This is a genomic window from Arthrobacter arnarulunnguaqae, assembly GCF_051262515.1.
Classification (GTDB): Bacteria; Actinomycetota; Actinomycetes; order Actinomycetales; family Micrococcaceae; genus Arthrobacter_N.
Window position 1 is genome coordinate 326,819 of the sequence record NZ_JBIMER010000003.1, and the last position, 19,020, is coordinate 345,838.

The 19,020-nt window shown below is 68.1% G+C and carries 16 protein-coding genes; 15 read left to right on the top strand and 1 reads right to left on the bottom strand.

The window, feature by feature from the left end; all coding sequences use genetic code 11:
* The first annotated feature begins 83 nt into the window (after nt 1-83).
* From tig to ACHAAJ_RS05285, 5 genes are all read left to right on the top strand, one after another.
* Nucleotides 84-1,448 carry a trigger factor gene (tig, locus tag ACHAAJ_RS05265; protein WP_435726922.1) on the top strand — a complete coding sequence of 455 codons (1,365 nt, stop codon included), beginning with the start codon at nt 84-86 and terminating at the stop codon, nt 1,446-1,448.
* Between the two features lie 226 nt (nt 1,449-1,674).
* The gene (locus tag ACHAAJ_RS05270) at nt 1,675-2,295 is read left to right on the top strand and encodes an ATP-dependent Clp protease proteolytic subunit (RefSeq protein ID WP_435726924.1); all 621 of its coding nucleotides are present in this window, start codon (nt 1,675-1,677) and stop codon (nt 2,293-2,295) included.
* A gap of 46 nt (nt 2,296-2,341) precedes the next feature.
* Complete coding sequence (locus ACHAAJ_RS05275; RefSeq protein WP_435726926.1) at nt 2,342-3,001, top strand: ATP-dependent Clp protease proteolytic subunit; 660 nt, start codon at nt 2,342-2,344, stop codon at nt 2,999-3,001.
* Between the two features lie 145 nt (nt 3,002-3,146).
* Nucleotides 3,147-4,442 (top strand): ATP-dependent Clp protease ATP-binding subunit ClpX, encoded by a 1,296-nt coding sequence (gene clpX, locus ACHAAJ_RS05280; RefSeq protein ID WP_435726928.1) that lies wholly within the window; start codon nt 3,147-3,149, stop codon nt 4,440-4,442.
* A 92-nt stretch (nt 4,443-4,534) separates the two neighbouring features.
* The gene (locus ACHAAJ_RS05285) at nt 4,535-5,176 is read left to right on the top strand and encodes a mycothiol-dependent nitroreductase Rv2466c family protein (protein ID WP_435726930.1); all 642 of its coding nucleotides are present in this window, start codon (nt 4,535-4,537) and stop codon (nt 5,174-5,176) included.
* Between the two features lie 350 nt (nt 5,177-5,526).
* Here the strand turns inward: ACHAAJ_RS05285 and valS are convergent, their stop codons facing one another.
* A complete protein-coding gene (gene valS / locus ACHAAJ_RS05290; protein ID WP_435726932.1) occupies nt 5,527-8,154 on the bottom strand; it encodes a valine--tRNA ligase in 2,628 nt (875 codons plus the stop codon).
* A gap of 105 nt (nt 8,155-8,259) precedes the next feature.
* On the opposite strand from valS, the gene ACHAAJ_RS05295 reads away from it, so the two are divergent.
* From ACHAAJ_RS05295 to cobA, 10 genes are all read left to right on the top strand, one after another.
* A complete protein-coding gene (locus tag ACHAAJ_RS05295) occupies nt 8,260-9,018 on the top strand; it encodes an SDR family oxidoreductase (RefSeq protein ID WP_435726934.1) in 759 nt (252 codons plus the stop codon).
* The gene (locus ACHAAJ_RS05300; RefSeq protein WP_435726936.1) at nt 9,015-9,752 is read left to right on the top strand and encodes a sirohydrochlorin chelatase; all 738 of its coding nucleotides are present in this window, start codon (nt 9,015-9,017) and stop codon (nt 9,750-9,752) included. Before ACHAAJ_RS05295 ends, ACHAAJ_RS05300 begins: the two co-directional genes overlap by 4 nt.
* Nucleotides 9,753-9,828: 76 nt before the next feature.
* Nucleotides 9,829-11,544: a nitrite/sulfite reductase gene (locus ACHAAJ_RS05305; RefSeq protein WP_435726938.1), complete on the top strand. Its 1,716-nt coding sequence runs from the start codon at nt 9,829-9,831 to the stop codon at nt 11,542-11,544.
* On the top strand, nt 11,541-12,287 hold the full coding sequence (locus ACHAAJ_RS05310) for a phosphoadenylyl-sulfate reductase (RefSeq protein ID WP_435726940.1): 747 nt from the start codon (nt 11,541-11,543) through the stop codon (nt 12,285-12,287). The genes ACHAAJ_RS05305 and ACHAAJ_RS05310 overlap by 4 nt, the downstream gene beginning before the upstream one ends.
* Before the next feature lie 86 nt (nt 12,288-12,373).
* Nucleotides 12,374-13,330, top strand: a complete 957-nt coding sequence (gene cysD / locus ACHAAJ_RS05315) for a sulfate adenylyltransferase subunit CysD (protein ID WP_435726942.1) — start codon at nt 12,374-12,376, stop codon at nt 13,328-13,330.
* A 1-nt stretch (nt 13,331) separates the two neighbouring features.
* Nucleotides 13,332-14,702 (top strand): sulfate adenylyltransferase subunit 1, encoded by a 1,371-nt coding sequence (locus ACHAAJ_RS05320; RefSeq protein WP_435726943.1) that lies wholly within the window; start codon nt 13,332-13,334, stop codon nt 14,700-14,702.
* Between the two features lie 61 nt (nt 14,703-14,763).
* Nucleotides 14,764-15,876 (top strand): ABC transporter substrate-binding protein, encoded by a 1,113-nt coding sequence (locus tag ACHAAJ_RS05325; protein WP_435726944.1) that lies wholly within the window; start codon nt 14,764-14,766, stop codon nt 15,874-15,876.
* Nucleotides 15,873-16,595: an ABC transporter ATP-binding protein gene (locus tag ACHAAJ_RS05330; protein ID WP_435726945.1), complete on the top strand. Its 723-nt coding sequence runs from the start codon at nt 15,873-15,875 to the stop codon at nt 16,593-16,595. Before ACHAAJ_RS05325 ends, ACHAAJ_RS05330 begins: the two co-directional genes overlap by 4 nt.
* Nucleotides 16,585-17,472 (top strand): ABC transporter permease, encoded by an 888-nt coding sequence (locus ACHAAJ_RS05335; RefSeq protein ID WP_435726946.1) that lies wholly within the window; start codon nt 16,585-16,587, stop codon nt 17,470-17,472. The genes ACHAAJ_RS05330 and ACHAAJ_RS05335 overlap by 11 nt, the downstream gene beginning before the upstream one ends.
* Nucleotides 17,473-17,519: 47 nt before the next feature.
* Nucleotides 17,520-18,809, top strand: coding sequence for a uroporphyrinogen-III C-methyltransferase (gene cobA, locus ACHAAJ_RS05340; protein WP_435726947.1), 1,290 nt, complete (start codon nt 17,520-17,522; stop codon nt 18,807-18,809).
* Nucleotides 18,810-19,020: the final 211 nt, after the last annotated feature.

Below are 19,020 nucleotides of genomic sequence, written 5' to 3' on the forward strand. Positions count from 1 at the left end.
TGTAACTTGATCCCTCATGGTGGTCCATCGCGAGGGTGATAAACCCAGTCAGTCCACGATTAGACAATCAGGAGATCTACGCTGTGAAGAGCGCCGTCGAAAACATCACCCCGACCCGGGTCAAGCTCAACGTCGAGGTTCCCCTCGAGGAACTCCAGCCGAGCATCGATGAGGCGTATAAGAGCATCGCCCAGCAGATCCAGGTCCCCGGCTTCCGCAAGGGCAAGGTCCCGAACCGCCTGATCGACCAGCGCGTCGGCCGGGGCTATGTTCTGGAGACCGCCGTCAACGACGGGCTGAACGGCTTCTACCAGCAGGCCATCAGCGAGTCCGAGCTCATCCCGCTCTCGCGTCCCGAGGTCGAGATCACCGAGGTTCCGCAGCCGGACAAATCCGAGGGCCAGCTGGTCTTCCAGGTCGAGGTCGACGTCCGTCCGACCATCGAGCTGCCGGACTACGCGGGTCTCGAGGTCCAGGTCGACGCCGTCGCCGCCTCGGAGGACGACGTCCAGACCGCCCTGGACGAGCTGCGCGGCCGTTTCGGCACACTCAAGGTCGTGGAGCGTCCCGTTGCCGACCAGGATTTCATCACTCTCGACCTCACCGCCAAGGTGGGCGACGAGGAGGTTGATTCCGCGACCGGCCTGTCCTACCAGGTGGGTTCCGGCACGATGCTCGAGGGCATGGACGAGGCCGTCGTGGGCCTTTCCGCCGATGAGGACGCGGTTTTCGAGACCAAGCTGGCCGGCGGCGAGCACGCAGGCGAGACCGCGCAGGTCAAGGTCGTCGTCACGGCCGTCAAGGAGCGCGAGCTCCCCGAGGCAAACGACGACTTCGCGCAGCTCGCCTCCGAGTTCGACACGATCGCCGAACTGAAGGAGGACCTCGCGAAGCAGGCCTCCGAGGGCAAGCTCGTGGACCAGGGCGTTCAGGCACGCGACCTGGTCATGGACAAGCTCGTCGAGCTCATCGAGGTTCCCGTCCCGGAATCCGTCGTGGCGGAGCAGGTCGAGCAGCACTTCGCCCAGGGCGGCCACACCGAAGGGGAGGACCACGACAGCGAGGAGCACCGCGCCGAGGTCCAGACCAACACGGAGCGCGCCTTCCAGAACGAGGTCATCCTCGACAAGATCGCCGAGAAGGAAGAGATTGGCGTCGAGCAGTCCGAGCTCATCGACTACATCGTGCAGTCGGCCAGCCAGTACGGCATGGACCCGAACCAGTTCGCCCAGATGCTCGACGGCGCCGGCCAGGTTCCGATGATGGTCGGCGAGGTTCGCCGCCGAAAGGCCCTCGCGAAGGTCCTCGAGTTGGCCAAGGTCACCGACAGCGACGGCAACGTCGTCGACCTGACCGACTTCGTGCGCCCCGCCGGCGAGACCGGCACCGCCGGATCCGTCTCCTCGGCATCTTCCGCCTCGTCCGCGTCCGCGGCGTCCGCCGAGTAGTTGTCCAGGCCCCCGGGCCGCAACGTGTGGGGCCGTCCGCAGGGACGGCCCCACACGCGTTTAAGCCCGCCGCGATTACCGCGTTTGGGGGTATGCGCCGTCAGCGAACAGTTCCGCATCCTACGCCCCGACCCGAATCACAGGCAGTAGTCTCAAGGAAAGTAAGCGAGCTTGATGTCCGCGGTCGATGACCGCGGCGAATGGCACCACGGAGAGGTATTCGAGCATGTCCAAGGAATCCCGCACCCCCACGATGGCTTCCGTAGATCCGGCCGGCCGCGAGGACTACATCTACAACCGTCTCCTGAAGGAGCGCATCATCTGGCTGGGGACCGAGGTGGCTGACGAGAACGCGAACGCCATCTGCTCCCAGCTGCTGTTGCTCTCGGCCGAGGACCCCGAGAAGGACATCTACCTGTACATCAACTCTCCCGGCGGTTCGATCACCGCCGGCATGGCGATTTACGACACGATGAACTACATCCCGAACGACGTCGTCACCGTCGCCACCGGACTCGCCGCCTCGATGGGCCAGTTCCTGCTGTCCTCCGGCACCAAGGGCAAGCGTTATGCGACGCCGAACGCCCGCATCCTGATGCACCAGCCCTCCGGCGGCATCGGGGGCACGGCATCCGACATCCGCATCCAGGCGGAACTGATCCTGCACATGAAGAAGGTCATGTCCGATCTGACGGCCGAGCAGACGGGGCAAACCCTCGAGACGATCCTTCGGGATAACGACCGCGACAAGTGGTTCACCGCAGCACAGGGTCTGGAGTACGGCTTCTTCGACCACATCGCCGAGAGTTCCGTCAGCGTATCCGGTGGCGGCGGAGTCCAGCAGTAGCCCCGACAGGCGCCGAGCAACCACCACAGATTCCCAGGAGAGAACAATGAACTTCAACGGCTACGGAACCGCCGGACAGCTGCCTTCCGCCCGCTACATCCTGCCCCAGTTCGAGGAGCGGACGCCCTACGGCTTCAAGCGCCAGGACCCCTACGCGAAGCTTTTCGAAGACCGCATCGTGTTCCTTGGTGCGCAGGTCGACGACGCGTCCGCCGACGACGTCATGGCCCAGCTGCTGGTCCTTGAGTCGATGGACCCGGAGCGTGACATCACGCTCTACATCAACTCGCCCGGCGGGTCGTTCACCGCAATGACCGCCATCTACGACACGATGCTCTTCATCCGTCCCGAGGTGCAGACGGTCTGCCTCGGGCAGGCCGCCAGCGCCGCCGCCGTCCTTCTGGCCGCCGGAGCCCCGGGCAAGCGGCTCGCGCTGCCGAACGCCCGCGTCCTGATCCACCAGCCGGCCATGGGCGGAGGCGAGCGCGGCACCGCCACGGACCTCCAGATCCAGGCGGAGGAAGTGATGCGGATGCGCACCTGGCTCGAGAACGCGCTGTCCTCGCACAGCAACAAGTCCGCCGAACAAGTCGGGATGGACATCGAGCGCGACCTGTATATGACGGCGGACGGCGCCAAGGACTACGGCCTGATCGACGAGGTCCTGACACCGCGAAAGATCAAGCCACAGCCGATTACGACGTAGCGGCCAGTGCGGGGGGCGGACCGGCGAATGCGGCAACCCGCTCCGCCTTCCCCCAAACTGTCGGTGACCTGACCTACAGTTGGTTGTGTTGAATTCCGCGGCCGTTTCGGGCCGTGGACCGGTATCAAGTTAGGGGTCGAGCGAGATGGCACGAATGGGTGAGAGCTCAGATCTGGTCAAGTGCTCCTTCTGCGGCAAGAGCCAGAAGCAGGTTCGGAAGCTCATCGCCGGCCCCGGTGTGTACATCTGCACGGAGTGCATCGAACTGTGCAACGAGATCGTCGAGGAGGAGCTGGCCGAGGTCGAGGAGGGCGTCGACTTCGAACTTCCCCGCCCGCGCGAGATCTTCGACTCCCTGCAGGAGTATGTGATCGGCCAGGAAGGCGCGAAGCGTTCGCTGGCTGTTGCCGTCTACAACCATTACAAGCGCATCCAAGCCGGAACCGCGCCCAAAGCCGCGAGTCTGGGCGAGGATCCGGCCCACGCGCTCGACGACGTGGAGGTCGCCAAATCCAACATCCTGTTGATCGGCCCCACCGGTTGCGGCAAGACGTACCTGGCGCAGACCCTGGCCCGTCGACTCAACGTCCCCTTCGCCGTCGCGGATGCCACCGCGCTGACGGAGGCGGGCTACGTGGGTGAAGACGTGGAGAACATCCTCCTCAAGCTTATTCAGGCCGCCGACTACGACGTGAAGAAGGCCGAGCAGGGCATCATCTACATCGATGAGATCGATAAGATCTCCCGTAAGAGCGAAAACCCCTCCATTACACGTGACGTCTCCGGCGAGGGGGTGCAGCAGGCGCTGCTGAAGATCCTCGAGGGTACTGTGGCCTCGGTGCCACCCCAGGGAGGGCGCAAGCACCCCCACCAGGAATTCATCCAGATCGACACCACGAACGTCCTCTTCATAGTCGCCGGCGCCTTCGCCGGGCTTGAGGAGATCATCGGATCGCGGGCCGGTCGCAAGGGCATCGGTTTCGGCGCGCCGTTGACCGCGCTGAAAAGCGAGGCCGCGTCCTACTCGGACGTCCGTCCAGAGGACCTGCTGAAGTTTGGCTTGATCCCCGAGTTCATCGGCCGTTTGCCCGTGATCACCACCGTGGAGAAGCTCGACAAGGACGCCCTCATCAAGATCCTGACCGAGCCCAAGAACGCCCTGGTCAAGCAATACCAGAAGATGTTCCGAATCGACGGCGTCGAGTTGAGTTTCGACGAGAGCGCCTTGGACGCCATCGCCGACATGGCGCTTGAACGCGGCACGGGCGCCCGCGGGCTGCGGGCGATTCTGGAGGAGACGCTCGGGACCGTCATGTTCGACCTGCCGGGCCGTGACGACGTCGCCGAGGTCGTCATCACGGCCGACGTGGTGATGAACGGATCCGAAGCCACGCTCATCTCCCACCAGGTCGCCACCAAGCGAAGGAACAAATCCGCCTAGCGGCGGCGTTGCACCCACGTGCGGCACCACATGCCGTGCGCCAGCCCGCGGGCGTCCCATGGGCCGCACGCGCACGAAGCCGAGGAGGCACAGTGTCCGAGAGCACCCACGTTGATTTCTGGTTCGATCCGATCTGCCCGTTCGCCTGGGCGACATCCCGCTGGATCCTCGAAGTCGAGAAGGTCCGGCCCATCGACATCTCCTGGAATGTCATGAGCCTGGCCGTGCTCAACGAAGGCCGCGACCTCCCGGAAAACTACCGTAAGTCCATGGACAACGCATGGGGGCCCGTGCGCGTGGTCATCGCGGCCGCCGCCGCCCACGGTGATGACGTCGTCGGACCGCTCTACACGGCCATGGGAACGCTCTTCCACCACGAGAAGGTCGAAGATCGCTCTGAGGTCGTCGTCCGGGCGCTGGAGACTGTAGGCCTTCCCGCCGAGCTGGCGTCCGCTGCCGATTCCGATGCCCACGACGGCGCACTGCGCGAGAGCCACAATGCGGGCATCTCCCAAGTGGGGGAGGACGTCGGCACGCCGGTGCTCTCGCTCAATGGCACGGCCTTCTTTGGTCCGGTCATCACCCGCGTACCTTCCGGTCAGGAAGCGGGCGAGCTGTTCGACGCGGCCGTGACCCTCGCGGGCTACCCGCACTTCTTCGAGCTCAAGCGCACCCGCACCGAGAGCCCCGAGTTCGATCTCTCGGCCCTGGACACCACCGCCGCAAACTCCTGACCTCGCGACATTCGTCAAGAGGGATGTCCCACAATGCTTTTTTGGGACACGCCGGGGAAGCCACGAAAACTTCGCCCGGGGGTTGTGTCCAGCCAGCCCCGGGGGTAGAACTATACGTACGCATCCCCATAAGATGCGGGAACGATCACCAATTCCGCAGAGACGGAATGGAGAGATCCTCTCCAGACCGACCGCCAGTAACGGGGCGGCAGGACCTGTAGGACCAGGAGATCGTCCGGTTCGACAATCGTTACAACAGAACCATGATGAGTCGAAGCCCCTCCGACGCGGAAACGCCGAAGGGGCTTCCCCTCGTTAAGGGGGCCCTTGTCGCCCGCCTCGGATCCGGCTCAGGCCTGCACCTGCTCCTCCGCGGACGCCAGCTCGACGCCGGTGACAGCGAGTTCGCCTTCGCCGGCGACCAGGGTCAGGTCACGTGCGTTTCCGGCAGCCAACAGGTCGCCAAGTCCGGCACGCAGTTGGTCCAGTTGCGGCGCGGGTGCCGTGACGATCCCGGCGAGAACCTCCGTGCGCTGTTTCACCTTGGCCTCGGACTTGGCCTTCCGGATCCCGCCCAACGCGATTCCAACGATGGGCAATACGCTCGCGTCGGCGCCCTCGACGGCGGCGGTCAGGTGTTCCGCGCCGGGCCACTCGGCACGGTGCACCGACCCGGACCGCCACCAGCCCCAGACTTCCTCTGTCGCGAACGGGAGGAACGGTGCGAGCAATCGGAGCACGGCGTCCAGCGTCGTCGCCAGAGCGGCCAGCACCGACGCCTGTTCCTCGTCGCCACGCGCCCCGTAGGCACGGTCCTTGATGAGCTCGACATAGTCGTCGGTGAACGACCAGAAGAACGATTCGGTGATCGAGAGGGCCCTGGCGTAGTCGTAGGCTTCGAAGGCCCTGGTCGACTGCTCGATGACGTCGGATAGACGCGTCAGCAGCGATTTGTCCAAGCCGTTCGTCACCACCGCGGCGTCGCCGGTGAGGACATTGGCCTCGGTCGCGCCCAGGTTCAGGACGAACTTCGACGCGTTCAGTAACTTGATGGCCAGGCGGCGGCCAATCTTCATCTGCGCGATCTCGTAGGCCGTGTCGGCGCCCAGTTTCGCGGATGCGGCCCAGTAGCGGACCGCGTCGGAACCGAATTCGTTGAGCACATCCGTCGGAACGACGACGTTGCCCTTGGACTTCGACATCTTCTTGCGGTCGGGGTCGAGGATCCACCCCGAAATGGCCGCATGCTTCCACGGCGCCGCACCATGCAGCGCATCCGCGCGGACGGCGCTCGAGAAGAGCCAGGTCCTGATGATGTCGTGTCCCTGTGGACGCAGGTCGAAGGGGAAGACCTTGGCGAAGAAGTCCTCGTCGCGACTCCAGCGACCCACGATCTGCGGAGTGAGCGACGACGTCGCCCAGGTGTCGAGAACGTCGGCGTCACCGATGAATCCGTTCGGCTGGTCGCGCTGCTCCGGCATGAATCCGGGTGCGGCATCGGCCGCCGGATCGACCGGCAACTGGTCGTCGCCCGGCAGGAGCGGGCGTTCGTAGTCCGGTTCGCCGGCGGCATCGAGCGGATACCAGACCGGGATCGGCACGCCGAAGAAGCGCTGGCGGGACACCAGCCAGTCGCCGTTGAGGCCGTTGACCCAGTTCGTGTAGCGGGACCGCATGAACTCCGGGTGGAACTCGATCTCCGAGCCGCGGCCGATCAGTCGCTCGCGGCGACCCGGGTCGCGGCCACCGTTGCGGATGTACCACTGGCGGGAGGTGACGACCTCGAGGGGCTTGTCGCCCTTCTCGAAGAAGTTCACCGGGTGCACGATCTTCTTCGGCTCGCCGTCGAGCAGGTCCGCGTCGGCCAGGAGCCGGACCACGGCTTCCTTGGCGGAGAACACGGTCTTCCCCGCGATCTCGGCGAACGCCTCGCGGCCCGCCTCGTCCGTGATCCACTCGGGAACGTCGGACGCCACGCGACCGTCACGGCCGATGATGGCACGGGTCGGCAACTCGAGTTCGCGCCACCAGGTGACGTCGGTCAGGTCGCCGAAGGTACACACCATGGCGATCCCCGAGCCCTTGTCCGGCTTGGCCAGCGGGTGGGCACGGACTTCGACCTCGACACCGAACACCGGCGAGGTCACTTTCTTGCCGAACAGCGGCTTGTAGCGTTCGTCGTCCGGGTTCGCGACCAGGGCCGCGCACGCGGCCAGCAGCTCGGGACGCGTTGTCTCGATGAAGATCTTGGTGCCGTCCTCGGCGAAGAACGGATAGCGGTAGTACGCGCCGGCGACTTCGCGGTCCTCCAACTCGGCCTGCGCGACGGCGGTCCGGAACGTCACGTCCCACAACGTCGGGGCCTCCGCCATGTAGGCGTCGCCCGCGGACAGGTTTCGCAGGAAGGCGCGCTGGGAGACGGCCCTCGACGTGTCGTCGATGGTGCGGTAGGTCAGGTCCCAGTCCACCGAAAGGCCCAGGGTGCTGAAGAGGTGCTCGAAGACCTTTTCGTCCTCGACGGCCAGTTCCTCGCACAACTCGATGAAGTTCCGGCGGGAGACGGCGTCCCAGTCGCGCTGGTTCTTGGCAGGCTGCGCCGGGGGGCGGTAGGCGGCGTCGTACGCGATCTTCGGGTCGCAACGCACACCGTAGTAGTTCTGAACGCGGCGCTCGGTGGGCAGTCCGTTGTCGTCCCAGCCCATGGGGTAGAAGACGTTCTTGCCGCACATGCGCTGGTAGCGCGCCAGCACGTCCGTCTGCGTGTAGGAGAACATGTGTCCCACGTGAAGCGATCCGGAGGCGGTCGGCGGGGGAGTGTCGATCGAATAGACCTCCTCCCGGGTGGTGTCCGGATTGAACCTGTAGGTGCCCTCGTCGCGCCAGCGGCGGCCCAGGCTCTCCTCGAGGCCCTCCAGCGCCGGCTTGTCGGGAACGGAAACGGTCGCGGGCGTGTCTGTGCCCAAGGTGTCTTCAGCCATGGGCACCATTCTTTCACGCCGATGTGCCGGCCTCCCCCCGGAGCCGTGCTTGTCTTTGCTTCGCGTGACCTCGAACGGAACAACACGCCACACTAGGCTGGTTTCATGACTCAGAACACCACGCATGCAGCAGTTGTCACCGGCGCTTCCACGGGAATCGGCGATGCCACCGTCCGCGAACTGACCGCAAGAGGCTGGACCGTCTACGCGGTGGCGCGACGGGCCGAGCGCCTCGCCACGTTGGCCGCCGAAACCGGTGCCATCGCCGTGCCCACCGACATCACCGACGACGACGACGTCGCCGCGCTCCTCCGCGAGGTTGAATCCGGCGGCGGAATCGACACGTTGGTCAACATCTCCGGCGGCGCCCGGGGCGCGGACCCGGTGGGGGATGCGGACACGGCGGACTGGGACTGGATGTACCGCGTCAACGTCCTCGGCACCATGAAGGTGACCCGGGCCTTCCTTCCCATGCTCCGGACCAACGGGGAGGGCACCGTGCTGAACCTGACCAGCGTCGCTGCCTTGGTCAGCTACGAGGGCGGGGCCGGGTACAACGCTGCGAAGGCCGCGCAGCGGGCCATGACCCAGGCCCTGCGACTCGAGGAGGTCGGCAACAACCTCCGCGTCATCGAGGTCCTCCCCGGCATGGTGCAAACCGAGGAGTTCGCGCTGCGGCGCCTCGGCAACACGGAACGCGCCGAGGCGGTGTACGCCGGTGTCGCCAAACCGCTCGTGGCCGCCGACATCGCCGACATCGTCTCCTACGCCGTCAACGCGCCTCACCATGTCAACCTCGACGAGATCGTCGTCCGCCCCGTGGCCCAGGCCGCGGCGCACAAGGTCGTCCGCGGACAGGCGTGAGCCCCGAACGCACCGCGCCCGGGCCTGCGCTACACGTCGTTGCCTGCGCACACGGAACCGACAATCCAGACGGCCGGAGGCTGGTCGACGGGCTCCGCGACGACCTCTCCGGGGCCCTGCGCGAGGCAGGTATCCACGCCGTTGTCCACGAGGCCTACGTCGACGTCCAGCAGCCGGCGCTCCCGGACGTCCTCGCCGCCCTGCCGGCGGGGGATCGCGCGGTGGTCGCCCCGCTGCTCCTGTCCGAGGGTTTCCATACCGGGGTCGATATCGCGGAAGCGGTGGCCGGACGCGCCGGAACGACGGCCGCGGCGCCCATCGGCGCCGATCCGCGCGTGGCCGAGGTGCTGGCCGAGCGTCTGTTCGCCTCGGGTTTCGCTCCGGGGGACGCCGTGGTGTTGGCGGCCGCGGGCACCAGAATCGAAGCCGGGCAGCAGCAGGCCCGCCGCGTGGCCGACCTGCTCGCCGAACGGCTCGGGCAACCCGTGACGCCGGCGTTCTGTTCCGCCGCGTCGCCCTCCGTCGCGGCCGCGGTCGCAGATGCCCGTGCCTCCGGAGCCGCACGGGTGGGCGTGGCCAGCCACCTGCTGGCGCCGGGTTTCTTCCACGACCGGCTGTCGACGGTGGGCGCCGACTACGTCTCGGAGCCGCTCCTGCCGTCCGTCACAATCGCGTCATGTGTCGCCGGAAGACTCGCGGAATCCGATTTCGGGGGGTCCGCGGCATTCCAATAAGTCGCCATGTTCCGGCATGACGCAGTGGGTCGGGGCGGGGTCGCGGTCCCACGGGAGCCTCCCTAGGCTCGCAGTCATGACTCAGGCAACCGACACCCCGGCCCGCACACGGCCAGCCCGCCCGGCGTCCAAGCCACACGGACAGTGGAAGATCGACGGCACCGACCCCCTGAACGCCAACGAGGCGTTCAAACAGGAGGACAACGGGCTGAACGTGCGCGAGCGCATCGAAACCATCTATGCCCGCGACGGATTCGACTCCATCGACCCGGACGACCTGCACGGCCGATTCCGCTGGTGGGGCCTGTACACGCAGCGCAAACCCGGGATCGACGGCGGCAAGACAGCGACCCTGGAGCCGCACGAGCTCGAGGACCGCTACTTCATGCTGCGGGTCCGCATCGACGGTGGCGCCCTCAACGTGGAGCAATTGCGCACGATCGGTGGGATTTCGAAGGAGTTCGGCCGCGACACCGCCGATGTCACCGACCGCCAGAACATCCAGCTGCACTGGATCGATGTCGTGGACGTGCCCGAAATCTGGCGCCGACTGGAGTCCGTGGGCCTGAACACCACGGAGGCCTGCGGCGACGTGCCCCGCGTCATCCTGGGTTCGCCGGTCGCCGGCATCGCCAAGGACGAGATTCTGGACCCGACGCCGGCCATCCGCGAGATCGCGAACCGCTTCATCGGGGATCCGGAACTGGCGAACCTGCCGCGCAAGTTCAAGTCCGCGATCACCGGTCATCCGTCCCAGGACGTGGTGCACGAAATCAACGACATCTCCCTGGTGGGAGTGGTCCACCCGGAGCTTGGCCCGGGTTACGACCTGTGGGTTGGTGGCGGGCTTTCGACCAACGCGCGTTTGGCGGAACGTCTGGGCGCGTTTGTTCTTCCGTCGCAGGCCGCCGAGGTGTGGCACGGGGTATGCAGGGTCTTCCGGGACTACGGCTACCGGCGGTTGCGCAACAAGGCCCGGCTGAAGTTCCTGCTGGCGGACTGGGGCCCGGAGAAGTTCCGGCGGGTACTCGAGGAGGAATACCTCGGATACGCGATGCCGGACGGCCCGGGGCCGGCCGCGGCCACCACGCCGGGCGACCACGTGGGCATCCACGAACAGAAGGACGGGCGTTACTTCATCGGCGCCAGCCCCAGCGCCGGCCGGCTTTCCGGAACACTTCTGCTCCAGCTTGCGGACCTGCTCGAGCGGCACGGCTCCACCCGGCTTCGCACCACGCCGCACCAGAAGCTACTTGCCCTGGACATCCCGGCGGAGTCCGTCGAGGCTGCCGCCGCCGAACTGGACGCGCTCGGCCTGGAGACCGGTCCCTCCCTGTTCCGCCGGTCCGCGATCGCCTGCACCGGGATCGAATTCTGCAAGCTCGCCATCGTGGACACCAAGGACACGACGATCGCAGCCGTCTCCGAACTCGAGCGCCGCTTCGCGGACAAGAGCGCGGTGAGGCTGCCCGAAAGCCTGAGCCTGCACGTCAACGGCTGCCCGAACTCCTGCGCACGCATCCAGACCGCCGACATCGGGCTCAAGGGACAGCTCCTGCCGGACGGCAACGGGGGCCAAACGCCGGGTTTCCAGGTCCACCTGGGCGGGGGACTCGCGTCCTCCTCCCGCGGCGAGGCCGGGCTGGGTCGGACGGTCCGCGGTCTGAAGGTCACCGCCGCGGACCTGCCGGACTACGTTGAGCGCGTTCTCGAGAGTTACTCGGCAGGCAGCAACGAGGGCGAGTCCTTCGCCGAATGGGCGCACCGCGCCAAGGACGGGGATGTCGCATGAGCGCCCCGGCGAACACACCTAGCACGGTGCCCGGCAACCGCAACTCCGATAGGTCAGCCGCAGACCGCGAACTCGCTGCCGCCGGCGCCGCTGAACTGGGTTTCGACGCCGCGACCTCCGATGTCATCGCGTGGGTGGCCCGAAGCTTCGCACCCGCGGAGGTAGCCGTGGCCTGTTCCATGGCAGACGCCGTGTTGCCGGCGGTCGTCGCGCGTGAGCTCCCCGGGGTCGATGTCTTGTTCCTGGAGACGGGCTACCACTTCGCGGAAACGAGGGCCACCCGCGACCAGGTTGAATCCACCCTGGACGTCCGGATCGTCGATGTCCTGCCGGAACAGACGGTCCAGGAACAGGATGCGGCGCACGGGGCACGGCTGTACGAACGCGATCCCGCGACCTGCTGCCAACTGCGAAAGATGGCGCCGCTGGCCAAGGCGCTCTCCGGTTACCGGCTCTGGTTCACCGGAGTCCGCCGCGACGAGGCCCCCACCAGGACGAACACGCCTCTTGTGGTCTGGGACGAGGCGCACGGGCTGATTAAGGTGAACCCGCTGGCGGGCTGGAGCTTCGACGATCTCACGGGATACGCAGTGGACCACAAGGTCCCCGTGAACCTGCTCCTTTCCAACGGCTACCCCTCGATCGGATGCGCACCGTGCACCCGACCGGTGGCCCCCGGCGAGGACCCTCGGGCGGGGCGCTGGGCCGGGCTGGCCAAGACGGAGTGCGGCATCCACACCTAGCCGAACCGGCCTGACGCCACCGCACCGCAAGACCCCCACCCACCATCCGCCCACAAAACTTGCACCACCGACCAAAGGAGAGACCGATGAGCGCGGAAACGCACACGGCAGCGATCCCCGAAGCATCACCGGTTGCGCCGGTGCCGGGCGCCACCCCCGGCGTGCTGGAGGCCCTCGAGGCCGAATCCATCCACATCCTGCGTGAGGTCGTGGCCGAGTTCGAGCGGCCCGCCATGCTGTTCTCCGGCGGCAAGGACTCCGTGGTCATGCTCCACCTTGCCGCGAAGGCCTTTTGGCCCGCCGCCATCCCGTTCCCCGTACTCCACGTGGACACGGGCCACAACTTCGGCGAGGTGATCGAGTTCCGCGACAACACCGTGGAACGCCTTGGCCTGCGCCTCGTCGTGGCCAGCGTTCAGGACTACATCGACGACGGCCGCCTCGCCGAGCGGGCTGACGGCACGAGGAATCCGCTGCAGACCACACCGCTCGTGGACACGATCGCCGAACACCGCTTCGACGCCGTCTTCGGCGGCGGCCGCCGCGACGAGGACAAGGCCCGGGCGAAGGAGCGGATCCTCAGCCTGCGGGACGAGTTCGGCCAGTGGGACCCGCGCAACCAGCGACCGGAGCTGTGGAACCTCTACAACGGCCGCCACACCGTCGGCCAGCACGTGCGTGCGTTCCCGATCAGCAACTGGACCGAACTGGACATCTGGCGCTACATCGAGGCCGAGGGCATCGAGCTTCCTCCGCTTTACTACGCGCATGAGCGCGAGGTCTTCGAACATTCCGGCATGTGGCGGGCGGTCGGCGAGTTCAGCCAGCCCGCGCCGGGGGTTCCCACCGAAACCAGAACCGTGCGCTACCGAACCGTGGGGGACATGTCCTGCACCGGTGCGGTGCTGTCCGACGCCTCCACCGTCGCGAACGTGATCCGCGAGGTGGCCACCACCACCCTCACCGAACGCGGGGCAACCCGCGCCGACGACCGCATTTCCGAGGCGGCCATGGAAGACCGCAAGAAGGACGGGTATTTCTAAAATGGGCACCACCATCCTGGACACCAACACCCCCGAGTCCCACACCGACATCCCGGTGCTCGGACGCGGCGGCCTCTTTCGCTTCGCGACGGCCGGCTCGGTCGACGACGGCAAATCGACCCTCGTGGGTCGCCTGCTGCATGACGCCAAAGCAGTGCTCGTCGACCAGCTCGACGCCGTGGCCCGTGCCTCCGCGGACCGCGGCTTCGGTGGAGGCGACGGCAGCCTGGACCTGGCCCTGCTCACCGACGGCCTGCGCGCCGAGCGCGAACAGGGCATCACCATCGACGTCGCCTACCGCTACTTCGGCACGGGCCTGCGCTCCTTCATCCTCGCCGACTGCCCCGGACACGTGCAGTACACCCGCAACACGGTCACGGGCGCCTCAACGGCGGACGCCGCGATCGTCCTGATCGATGCCCGCAAGGGCGTGCTCGAACAGACGCGGCGACACCTCGGGGCCATCGGACTGCTGCGGGTGCCCCATGTGGTCGTCGCCGTCAACAAGATCGACCTCATCGGCTACGACGCCCAGCGCTTCGCCGAGATCGCCGCCGACGTCGAACGCGTGGCCGCGGGACTCGGGTTGCCCGTTCCGCACACGCTCCCGGTGTCTGCGTTGCTCGGCGACAACGTCGTCGAGCGTTCCGCGCAGACCCCCTGGTACACCGGGCCGACGCTGCTGGGGCTGCTCGAAACGCTGCCCACCCGCGACGATCAGGAGCAGGCCGGGGCCGCCTTCCGCTTCCCGGTCCAGCTGGTGCTGCGTCCGCAGGGCGCGCTGGCACCCGGACTGGACGCGGAGGCGTACCGCGACTACCGGGCGTATGCGGGACAGATCGCCGCGGGCTCCATCGCCGTCGGGGATCCGGTTACGGTCGCCACCGCCGGCCAGCCGCGGCGCACCTCGCGCGTGGTCGGCATCGACGTCGCGGGGCGCTCGTTGGAGCGGGCGACCGCACCGGCGTCGGTCGCGATCCGGCTGTCCGATGAACTGGACATCGCCCGCGGCGACACCTTGGCTGCCGCCGGCACGCTCCCGGCCTCCTCGGCCGATCTCGACGCCCAGCTGTGCTGGCTCGCTCCGGAGCCGCTGCGGCAGGGGGCCACCGTGCTCGTCAAACACGGCACCGCGACCGTCCGGGCGCGCGTGGCCGGGATCGAGGGCCGACTGGACCTCGACGACTTCGGACTGGTTCCCGCAGCGGAACTGGAGCTGAACGACATCGGTCAGGTGCGCCTCCGGCTGGCGAGCGAGTTGCCCACCGAGCCATACACCGCACAGCACCGCACCGGTGCGTTCCTGGTGATCGACCCGCAGTCCGGCAACACGCTGGCCGCCGGTCTCGTCGCCGACCGCCCGGCCAACTAAACCCCGACCACCAGACCCGACACGGGCCCCACCACCCACCTCCGCGAAAGGGGACAATGCCATGGACACCATCCGCCACACGCCACCAAGCCGGCATTCCGGTCCCGGACGCCGCGCCTTCCTCGCCGCGGGCAGCGGGTTGCTTGGGCTGCTGGTCGGCGGGGCCGCCGCCACCACGACCCAGCCGCGCCCGGGTGCGGCGGTCGCCTCCGCCCAGGGTCCGGCGGAGCGGTTGCGGCTGGGCTTCTTCCCGAACCTCACCCACGCGCCGGCCCTGGTCGGAACGGGCCTCGGCCTCTTTGAGAAGGAGCTGGGCGGCGAGGGCACGGCCTTCAGGGCCAGCGTCTTTGGCGCGGGACCGGCCGCGGTCGAGGCGCTGAACGCCGGCGCCATCGATGCCGCGTACCTCGGGCCCAACCCGGCGATCGCGGCCTACGTGTCCAGCGGCGGACGGGGCCTGCGGATCCTCGCGGGGGCCGCGGCCGGGGGGGCCCAACTCGTGGTGCGTCCCGGCATCGACAGCCCCGCCGCGTTGGCCGGCCGAACGCTGGCCACCCCCCAGCTCGGGGGCACCCAGGACGTGGCGCTTCGCTCGTGGCTGGCCCGGGGGCAGTTGTCCGCCACCTTGCGCGGAGGGGATGTGGCCATCGCGCCCACCGCCAACGCGCAGTCGCTCGAGCTCTTCCGTTCCGGGCAGATCGACGGCGCATGGTTGCCCGAGCCCTGGGCCTCCCGCCTGGTGGTCGAAGCCGGGGCCGAGGTCCTGGTTGACGAGGCGGACCTCTGGGACGGTTCGGAAACCGGAACCCGCGGGCTCTTCCCGACCACCGTCCTGGCCGTGTCGCCGGATTTCGCGGCCCGCCACCCGGATTCCGTTGAAGCCCTCCTGCGCGGTCACCTGGCCGCGCTGGACTGGATCCACCGCACGGACAGGGACACCGTTTCCGCCACGTTGAACGACCGCCTGGCGGAGATCGCCGGCGCAAGGTTGGACGCCCGCGTCATGGGGCGGGCACTGGACCGCCTGCACTTCACCGCCGATCCGCTCACCGGCGCCTATCCGCGGTTGCTCAGGGACGCGGTGGCGGCGGGGCTGGCGGAACCCGGCGAACTCGACGGACTCGTCGACGGGGAGCCCTTGCTCCGTGCCAAAGCCAAGGAGACAGCGTCGTGAGTATCGTGATCGACGGCCTGTCCAAGGACTTCGGCGCGGCGCCCGTGCTTGAGGGGATCAGCACCACAATCACCGAGGGCGAGTTCGTCGCCGTGCTCGGCGCCTCGGGCTGCGGCAAATCGACCCTCCTGAACATCGTCGCCGGGCTCGAGGCCCCCAGCGCGGGAAGCGTGACCATCCCGTCGGCCGGGGCGGCCTTCATGTTCCAGGACGCGGCGCTCCTGCCGTGGCTGACGGCCCGGGCCAACATCGAACTCGCGCTCGAGCTGCGCGGACTGGGCAGGACGGAGAGGCGTCGCCGGGCGGACGAACTCCTGTCCCTCGTGCATCTCTCCGACGCCGGCCACAAGCGCCCGCACGAGATGTCCGGCGGCATGCGCCAGCGCACGTCGTTGGCGCGCGCGCTGGGACAAGACAGGCCGGTGTTGCTCATGGACGAACCGTTCGCGGCACTGGACGCCATCACCCGCGATCTGCTTCACGACGAACTCGAAAGGCTTTGGCGGGCCGACCGGCGCACCGTGGTTTTCGTGACCCACAACGTCCGGGAGGCGGTGCGGCTGGGACAGCGGGTCCTATTGCTCTCCTCCCGCCCCGGGAGGGTCGCTGCCGAATGGTCCATCGATCCCGCCGTCCGCGAGGACCCCGCGGCCCAAACCGCCCTGACCCGGGAAATCACCCAGAGGCTACGCGAGGAGATCCGCCAGCATGCCCACTAGAACCACCGCGACTGCCGGGGTCGCCGTCGACCGGCTCGGTGAGCTCGAGGCCGGGCTGGACCGCCTGCAGGACTCGGGGGCACCGCCGAGGCGCCCCTGGGGCAAGGTGCTGCTGCCGTTGGGAACGTTCGCCGCCCTGGTGAGTCTGTGGCAGCTTGCCAGTTGGGCCGGCTCCCCGCGCGCCGACCTCTTTCCCGGACCGCTGGACGTGTGGGCGGGCGCCGTCGGCCTGGCCGCGGACGGCCGCCTGGGGGAAGCGGTCGCCACCTCGCTGCAACGCGGCGTGCTCGGCTTCCTGCTGGCCCTGGCCATCGGCACACCCGCTGGCCTGCTGCTTTCCGCCTCGACGACCCTGCGTAGGGGTCTGGGACCCTTGATTTCCGGGTTGCAGGTCCTGCCGAGCGTCGCGTGGGTACCGGCCGCGATCATCTGGTTCGGGCTGACGGACGCCACCGTCTTCTTCGTGGTGCTGATGGGTGCAACGCCGTCGATCATCAATGGATTCCTCTCCGGAGTCGACCAGGTTCCACCGCAATTCCGGCGCCTGGGAACGGTGCTGGGGGCCAGCCGCGCCCAACAGCTGCTGCGGATCGTCCTGCCGGCGGCCCTGCCGGGGTACGTGGCCGGGCTCAAGCAGGGCTGGGCTTTCTCGTGGCGATCGTTGATGGCCGCAGAGATCATCGCGATCGGCGGCAGCATCGGCTACGGCCTCGGATCGCTGCTCCAACAGGGGCGGGACCTATCGCTCATGTCCGTGGTCATGGCCGCCATTCTGGCGATCCTCGCCATCGGAATCGCGATCGAACTGCTGGTCTTCGCCCCGCTGGAACGCAGCCTGCTCAGGCGCCGCGGACTCGCCCCGGGGGGCACCCGATGAACGGACTTCCACCCCAAGACACCCACCTCCGAACCGAGGAGACCCCGATGACAGATCTTCACCCGCGTTCGGCAGCGCCCGAACAGGAACCCGTGCATCCCCTGGCCCTTCGGCTGTCCGGCAAGGCCGTGCTGTGCGTCGGCGGCGGTCCCGTCGCCGAACGACGCGTCTCCCAACTGCTCGACGCCGGCGCCGAAATCACCGTCGTCGCGCCGGACGCCGTGCCGGCCCTGGCCGAGGCGGCGTCCGCGGGACTTCTGGCCTGGAAACGCCGCGCCTACCGTCCCGGGGACCTCGACGGCGTCTGGCTCGCCCACACCGCGACCGGTGACGGCGACACGGACGCGGCCGTTGCGGCGGACGCCGATGAAAGGCGGATCTGGTGCGTCAACGCCTCCGACCAGGCGGCGTCCAGCGCCTGGACCCCCGCGGTCGCGCGCATCGGAGACGGCATCACCGTGGCCGTCACGGGTGGCGGGGACCCACGGCGGGCGGCCGGACTGCGCAACGCCATAGCGTTGGCCGCGGACACCGGGCTTCTCCCGCTGCGCAGGCGCCGCAAGGGCACCGGATCCGTGGCGCTCGTCGGTGGCGGGCCGGGGGAATCCGGCCTCATCACGGTGATGGGACGCCGCCTGCTGGCCGCCGCCGACGTCGTCGTCGCGGATCGTCTCGGCCCACGGTCGCTGCTGCGCGAGCTGGACGCCGGCGTGCGGATCATCGAGGTGGGCAAGGCTCCCGGCGACCACCTCGCCACGCAGGACGAAATCAATGCCGTGCTCGTGGCCGAAGCCCGCGCCGGACACCGCGTTGTCCGTCTCAAGGGCGGGGACCCCTATGTCCTTGGCCGCGGCGGGGAGGAGGCCGCATTCTGCCGCGAACACGGTGTCTCCGTCCAGGTGGTGCCCGGGGTGACCAGTGCCGTGTCCGTGCCCGCGGCCGCCGGAATCCCCGTGACCCACCGCGGGCTTGCTGCCGGTTTCTCGATGGCCACGGGTCACGCCGAACTCGCCGAGCTGCCCGCCCGACCGGACCATACGCTGGTGCTGTTGATGGGAGTGCGCCGGCTCCGGCAGAACACCGCGACCCTCCTCGGTCGGGGACTCCCGCCGGACACCCCCGTCGCCATTGTCGAACGCGGCTGGACCCCCGAGCAGCGTGTCACCATCGATCGGCTCGATTCAATCGCGCGCACGGCAGAGTCGGTCGGCGTGGAAAACCCGGCCGTGGTGGTCATCGGCGATGTGGTCCGCCTCAGTCCGCACGCCGTCGGCCGGATCGCCGGCCGAGCGTCCGCCGCGACGAACGACGTCAGGCAACCCGTCGCCGTCGGCTGACCGGCCCCAGCGAACAATCACACCCAGCAAACAGACCCCAAAAACACAGCACCAGGAGAACCCATGACGAACCGCCACCACCACACCGCAGAGACCGCGACGCCGTCCGCGCTTTCCGCGCGTCCGCTGCGCGCGGCCATCGTTGGCGCCGGTCCCGCGGGCGTCTACGCCGCTGATCTGCTCACCAAGGCAAAGCGCGACTTCGAGGTCG